Source organism: Levilactobacillus acidifarinae DSM 19394 = JCM 15949 (genome assembly GCF_001434835.1).
Lineage (GTDB): Bacteria > Bacillota > Bacilli > Lactobacillales > Lactobacillaceae > Levilactobacillus > Levilactobacillus acidifarinae.
Map to the genome: position 1 here is coordinate 1 of NZ_AZDV01000012.1, position 278 is coordinate 278.

1 protein-coding gene is annotated in these 278 nt (G+C 40.6%); it reads left to right on the forward strand.

Annotation, left to right across the window (positions count from 1 at the left end; all coding sequences use genetic code 11):
- Positions 1-278, forward strand: a 278-nt coding sequence (locus tag FD25_RS06190) for a transposase (RefSeq protein ID WP_157050052.1), incomplete at both ends; no start/stop codon positions are given.

Here is a 278-nt window from a genome sequence, read left to right on the forward strand (position 1 = left end):
GATACAGATGCCACCTTTATGCGAATGAAAGAAGATCCCATGAAGAATGGTCAGTTGAAACCAGGATACAATCTCCAAGTTGCTAGCCAAAATCAATACGCTCTATACTTTGACCTATTTCAACGACCGATTGATACACGTACTTTAATTCCTTTTCTTTCAAACATCTTTGCGCAGACTCCCAACGCGTCACAATATGTTGTCGCCGATGCAGGATACGGTAGCGAGATGAACTATCAATTTATCTCTGATGACTTAGAAAAGGAGTTCTTGATTCC